Source organism: Micrococcus sp. KRD077 (assembly GCF_017168505.1).
GTDB classification, from domain to species: Bacteria; Actinomycetota; Actinomycetes; order Actinomycetales; family Micrococcaceae; genus Micrococcus; species Micrococcus luteus.
The window spans coordinates 1-5,929 of sequence record NZ_JABFAZ010000110.1; the positions used below are offsets into that span (position 1 = coordinate 1).

Here is a 5,929-nt window from a genome sequence, read left to right on the forward strand (position 1 = left end):
GGCCGCGACCGCCGAGCCGGCGCAGCAGGAGGCGGCCACCGATCTCCACGACACGTCCCCCGCGGAGGACGAGGACGAGAAGGACGCCGCCCCCGAGCAGCTGGCCTCGACCGACCCGCAGAAGCAGATCGACCTGGACGCCGCACACCTGCTGGAGCAGGCCACCACCCAGGCCCCGATGATCCTGATGCTCGGCGAGCTCAAGCTCGTCGGCGCCCAGGGCCAGGCCCCCGTCACCGCGGCCACCGGCGAGGTCTCGACGACCCAGACCGCCCGCTGCGTCGCCCTGGCCGCCTACCTGGCCCTGCACCCCGGCGCGAGCGCCGAGGCCGTCCACGCCGCGTTCTGGCCCACCCAGCGCTCCGACGGCAAGTCCGCCTCCAGCAACCGCAACAAGCTCACCGGCCAGACCCGCCGCCTGCTCGGCCAGGCCGCGGACGGCACCCCCTACCTGCCCGCCGTGGGCAGCGAGGGCTACCGCGTCCACGAGGACGTGCTCACCGACTGGCAGGTCGTGCAGTCCCTGATCGGCGATGACCCCGTGAAGGCCTCCACCCCCGCCCTGGTCGCCGCCATGCGTCTGGTGAGGGGAGTGCCCTTCGAGCACGCCAAGGCCTCCAACGTCGCCTGGACCGAGACCCTGGTCCAGGAGATGGTCCAGACCATCTGCGACGCCGCCCACGAGCTCGTGGCCCGCTCCCTGGCCGCCGGCCACCGCGAGCACGCCCAGCTGGCCGCCCGCGTCGGCCGCGCGATCGACCCCGCCAACGAGGCCGCCTGGCGCGACGCTCTGGTCACCGAGGCCGCCGCCGGCAACCACACCGAGGTCACCCGCCTGATCGAGAAGCTCTACTCCTACCTCGAGTCCTTCGAGGAGGACCTCGAGCCCGAGGTGGAGACCACCGCCCTGATCGAGGAGCTGCGGGCCCATGGCTACCGTGTCGCCTGATCTCCACGACACGTCCCCCGCGGCCACCGACCCCGCGCCGGCGCCCTACACGGTGCCGCCGCGGACGGTGCGCACCCTGATCGGCCCCGGCGGGGCCCTGGCTGCCCTGCTGGGCATCGCCGGCGCCGCGGTCGCCGGGCTGCCCGTGCTCATGGTCCACGCCGCGCTCGCCCTGATCGCCCTGGCCTGCCTGGGCATCTACATGGCGCGCGTGGACCGGGCCCACCGGCTCATCCCGAACTGGGCCGTGGCCGCCCTGGGCGCCATCAACCTCGGCGCCGCGGTGGGGCTGCTGGTCACCGGATACGGCGCCTGGGCCCTCCAGGGGCTGGTGGTCACCGTGATCGCCGCCGTCGTGCTGATGGTGATGCACCTGATCGGCGGCACCGGCATGGGCGACGTCAAGCTCGTCACCGTGGCCGCCCTGGCCATCGGTGTCCACGGCCCCGGTGCCTGGGTGCTGGCCATCCTGGCCAGCTACGTGCTCGCCGCCCTGTTCGGCGCGGTCCCGGCCCTGCTGCGCGGCCAGCGCAAGACCCGCGTGCCCATGGCCCCGTACCTCGTCGCCGGGCACGTGCTCGCCTTGCTCGCCGTCCTGGGCTACCTGGCATCCTGACCAGGTGCCCCGCACCTTCTCCGCCCGCGACCGCCGTGCGCTGACCGGCCTGCTCACCGCCGGGCTCAAGCACGCCCAGCTCGACGACCTCACCGCGGCCCACCCTGTTCCCGGCGACCCCGGCCACGACTCCGGCAAGGCCGGTCGCGTGGGCCTGATCGTGGCCACCTGGCTCGCCAGCGGCGACCACACCGGACTCACCAGCGCCCTCGAGCTGCTCGAGACCGCCAAGCTGCCCCCGGCCCGCCACGCCGACCTCGCCCGCCTGCAACGGAAGGCCGGCCTGGACTCCACGCCACAACCCACGCCAGAAGCCGAGCCAGAAGGCACCCTCGCCGCGGATGGTGCGACGGAGTCGCCGCTGCCGGCCGCGCCGGCCGAGGAAGCGGCGCCGCCCGCATCTCCGCGACACGTCCCCCTGGTCCTCCTCCAGGACCTAGCCGAGGACCACCCCGCGGTCCAGGCCCTGCTGGCCGCCGGCCTCGAGGTCGGGCACCTCGAGCACACCTCGACGATCCCCGCCGACGCGTTGCTGCTGCACCCGGCGCATGAAAGCTGACCCCGGAACGGGGAGGGACATCAGCGCCGGATGCCGGCCTTATGGGAAGTGAGGGCCGGCCACGGCCCCGGCCATCTCCGACCGAGGAGCACCCATGTACACGATCTACACCAGCCCCGGCTGCGGCCCCTGCATGACCGTGAAGGCCCACCTGCGCGCCCACAAGATCCCGCACACCCTCGTCGACGTCTCCCAGGACCCCGCGGCCGTCGAGAAGCTGCGCAAGATGGGCTACTCCAGCGCGCCGGTCACCGTGGACGAGGCAACCGGGGAGCACTGGCACGGATACCTCCCCGACCGCTACGCCTCCCCGGCCCCGGAGGCCGCGCCGGCCGCCGACGTGCAGGCCACGATCGACGTGGGCCCCGTCGAGGCCGGCGAGCACGTGCTCTGGGACCCCCGCCAGGGTCACCTGCTGATCATCGGCGACCGCGACAGCGGCAAGAGCGTGATCCAGCGCGGGATCATGGAGACCGCGGTCTCCGTGGGCTGGCAGGCCTGGGGCCTGGGCCTGCCCGGGGAGCTGGACAAGGTCGAGGACCATCGGTATGCGCAGGTGGTCACCGCCGACGTCAGCGACCAGCTCGAGCGAATCCGTGCCGCCAGCGAGCTGATGCGCGAGCGCTACCACCTGGTGGAGGTCGCCTCCCTCGCCAAGGAGCACCCCGAGCCCTTCCAGCCCATCGTGCTCGTCCTGGACGACTACGCCCATCTGCGCCAGCGCTGGGCCGACCTCGCCCCGGCCGGGGAACACGAGGCTGACGTCGCCGAGAACCTCCTGCTGGGCATCCACCGCCTGGGCCGCTCCGTCGGCATCCACCTGTCCGTCTCCTGCCGCGGCATCGCCCACCACCTGGGCCAGATCATGGCCGCCGGCTCCACCGTGGTGCACACCTCGCTCTGGCGCAGCTCCCTGGAGACGGAGATGGCCCATGCCAGGTGACCGTCGCCGCCTGGCCCGCCACCGCAGCCGCCACTGCGGCGCCCACACCCTGGCCGCCGAGCTCGCCCTGCTGGCCCACGCCGGCCAACCGACCCCGGACGGCGACACCGACGATCTCCACGACACGTCCCCGCCTGCGGTGCTGCCCGGCCAGCTCGACGCGCTGGACCTGCTCCCTACCGAGGAGGCTTAGCGCAATGTAGGGTTGCCCTAACTGTCAGATCGACCGGAGGTCCCCATGGCCTACTCCAACCGCGAGCGTCCCGGAGGGCGCGCTGGCCTGCGCGACAACACCCCCACCACGTTCCGCCCCGTGGCCTACCGCAACCTCGCCGCCCGCAAGAACCTGTGGGCGGACTACACCACGGGCCGGGGCGTGTTGGACAACGGGCAGGCGGTGCCGCCGAAGATCGGCCCCCGTCGGAAGAACCCGAACCTCACCGACATGCTCGACACTGCGGCCGCCGTCGGTGTGGACCGGATCTTCTTCACGGGCAAGACCCCGGTGGCCACGCCGGGCAAGCGCCACTGGCTGCTGGTGCAGACTCCCGGCTGGATCGACGGAGGACACAACCTCGGCTCCCCGGCCACCGGCCGTTTCGAGCACCGCCAGACCGGCAAGCGCATGCTGGTGCAGTTCGTCTCCGGGTGGTTCGGCGACGCCCCGCTGAGCCCGGATCAGGCCCGCCTGGCCTGGCAGGCCACCGAAGGCATCATCGGTGCGCACTTCCGCGGAGCCAAGCTCATGGACAGCCCCACCGCCACCGGCGCCAACCTCTGGGCCCTGACCCTGCCGAAGAACCTCGAGCCGTACCCGCTGACCGAGGACATCGCCGAGGAGCTGCACCGCACCTCCGGCCAGCACCACGTCGAGCACCTCGTGGCCGGATCCTCCTCGGACACTCACCCGGACTGCATCCCCCTGCACGACCCGGCGAAGACCCCCAAGATCGACGGCTTCGCCTACGTCGACGGCCGCTTCATGTACGGAGCCATGTGCAGTGAGCTGGGCATCGGCCCCGGGTACCGGCTGCGCCGCGACGACACCGCGGACATGCTCCGGGAGAACCCCTACGCCCGCGCTCGCGTGCACGTGCAGTTCAAGGTCCCCGACACCTGGGACCACATCGGCCTGATCGGCGTCCAGCACGAGAAGGCTTCCGAGGGCTGGTACTGGCCCAACCGCCCCGGCGCCACCGGGAGCGCCTGGATCGACGCCGCCGAGTTCTTCGTCGCCGCCCGCCACGGCTGGCAGCTGGACCCCATCGAGTCCGTCGCGTTCACCACCGATGTCCCCGGCGCCCGCGACCGCGACCGGCGCGTGCGTGCACGCCCGCTGGACACCTGGAAGGACAACCTGGTCAAGGCTCGCGCCGCCGTCGCCGGCGACCCGCTGATGGACGAGATCATCAAGACCGCCGTCTCCGCGGCACTGCGTTCGATCCTGATCAACACGATCGGCAACTTCGCGGCCCGCGGGCGCGTGCAGACCCACATCACCTTCGACCCCAAGGAGGTCCCGGCCAACGCCCCCGACGTCAAGCAGCACGGCAAGGCCTTCATCTGGACCACCAAGCCGCGCTTCGACGGCCAGGCTCAGCGCTACTACCACCCCGAGTTCGCCGTGCAGGTCTGGGGCCGGGCCCGGGCGCGCATGCTCTCCGGACCCATGGCCGGTGGCCTCCAGGGCGGGGCCCTGCACGTGCCGGCCCACACCCTGCTGGGCGTGCGCGGCGACGCGATCTACACCACCGAGGTCCCCGCTTGGTCCCTGACCGAGGAGCGTGGCGGCGGCGATGACGGCCGGGTGGGACGCATGCGCCTCCAGGGCTACGTCCCCGGACCGCTGAAGATTCCCGCCGACGAGACCGCCCGCAACAGGCTGCGTGCCAAGGCCGCGCGCCTGGGCGTGGACGCCGCCTACTCCGAATACGAGATGCAGGCCGCCCCCGTCGACGGGACGGACTACCTGCCCGGCGACGACGAGCAGGAGGCCGACGGTGAGTGACCCGGCACAGCTGAGCCCCGCCGAGCTCGTCACCCGGGTGCGCTCGGCCTACGGACTCACCTGGGCCGAACTCGGCGCGGCCATGAACCGCTCCCCGCGCATGATGCAGAAGATCGCCCGCGGGGAGACCTCGGGCGAGTCCTACCGGGACGCGCTGACCGAGCTACACGAGACCGGCGCCGTCTCCAAGGCACCCCGACGTCGGCGCAACGCCGCCGGCAAGATCGTGCCCGTGCGAGCCAAGCGAGGTGCCAAGAAGCCCACCGTGGTCCCCAAGGACACCCGGCGCGGGCCCTCCCTGACCCGCCACTCCACCACGACCACCCACCTGCCCGACGGCAACCGCATCGTGCGGATCCAGCTGCCCAAGACCGTCGGATCGCCCGAGCGCGGGGCCGGCCTGCACGCGGCCCGCATGTCCATCGTCAACGTCGCCCGCGGCGCCCGCCACCAGGACAAGCGCGTGCACATCCGCGCCACCGTGGACATCGGCGGCGGCCGCACCCGCACCTTCGACGTCGGCTCCAAGGGCGGCTACCTGGCCGCCGACGTCGTCTCCGACGTGCGCGACCGCAACGGCGGGGACATGGGCGGCTGGATCGCCTCCCAGATGGGCGACCGCTACGCCCGCGACGCCGTCACGCAGGGCCAGCTGGTGGGGCTGTCCGTGACCAGCTTCAACGCCGTGCGCTCCAAGGAGGAGCGCGTGGCCCAGGACGAGGCCGGCGCCCGCCGGTGGGGACGACGAGGAGGACGCACCCGATGGGGATGAATCAGCACGAGAAGCCGGCCCCGCCGGCACGCCGGTGGGGCGAGGCCCTGGACCCCCACGCCCACCAGGGCCCCTACCGGCC

7 protein-coding genes are annotated in these 5,929 nt (G+C 72.8%); all 7 read left to right on the forward strand.

Annotation, left to right across the window (positions count from 1 at the left end; all coding sequences use genetic code 11):
- The coding region (locus J1M39_RS12085) for an AfsR/SARP family transcriptional regulator (protein WP_206496852.1) at positions 1-949 on the forward strand (949 nt) is incomplete at its 5' end.
- Positions 930-1,565: a prepilin peptidase gene (locus J1M39_RS12090; protein WP_141724186.1), complete on the forward strand. Its 636-nt coding sequence runs from the start codon at positions 930-932 to the stop codon at positions 1,563-1,565. The genes J1M39_RS12085 and J1M39_RS12090, both read left to right, overlap by 20 nt.
- Before the next feature lie 4 nt (positions 1,566-1,569).
- On the forward strand, positions 1,570-2,124 hold the full coding sequence (locus J1M39_RS12095; RefSeq protein ID WP_069941616.1) for a hypothetical protein: 555 nt from the start codon (positions 1,570-1,572) through the stop codon (positions 2,122-2,124).
- Between the two features lie 94 nt (positions 2,125-2,218).
- A complete protein-coding gene (locus tag J1M39_RS12100; RefSeq protein ID WP_069941615.1) occupies positions 2,219-3,067 on the forward strand; it encodes a glutaredoxin family protein in 849 nt (282 codons plus the stop codon).
- Positions 3,057-3,260, forward strand: coding sequence for a hypothetical protein (locus J1M39_RS12105; RefSeq protein WP_061867632.1), 204 nt, complete (start codon positions 3,057-3,059; stop codon positions 3,258-3,260). The genes J1M39_RS12100 and J1M39_RS12105 overlap by 11 nt, the downstream gene beginning before the upstream one ends.
- A 45-nt stretch (positions 3,261-3,305) precedes the next feature.
- The gene (locus tag J1M39_RS12110) at positions 3,306-5,075 is read left to right on the forward strand and encodes a hypothetical protein (RefSeq protein WP_069941614.1); all 1,770 of its coding nucleotides are present in this window, start codon (positions 3,306-3,308) and stop codon (positions 5,073-5,075) included.
- Entirely contained in the window at positions 5,068-5,847 is a 780-nt protein-coding gene (locus tag J1M39_RS12115) for a hypothetical protein (RefSeq protein WP_031943847.1), read from the forward strand. The genes J1M39_RS12110 and J1M39_RS12115 overlap by 8 nt, the downstream gene beginning before the upstream one ends.
- Positions 5,848-5,929 lie beyond the last annotated feature (82 nt).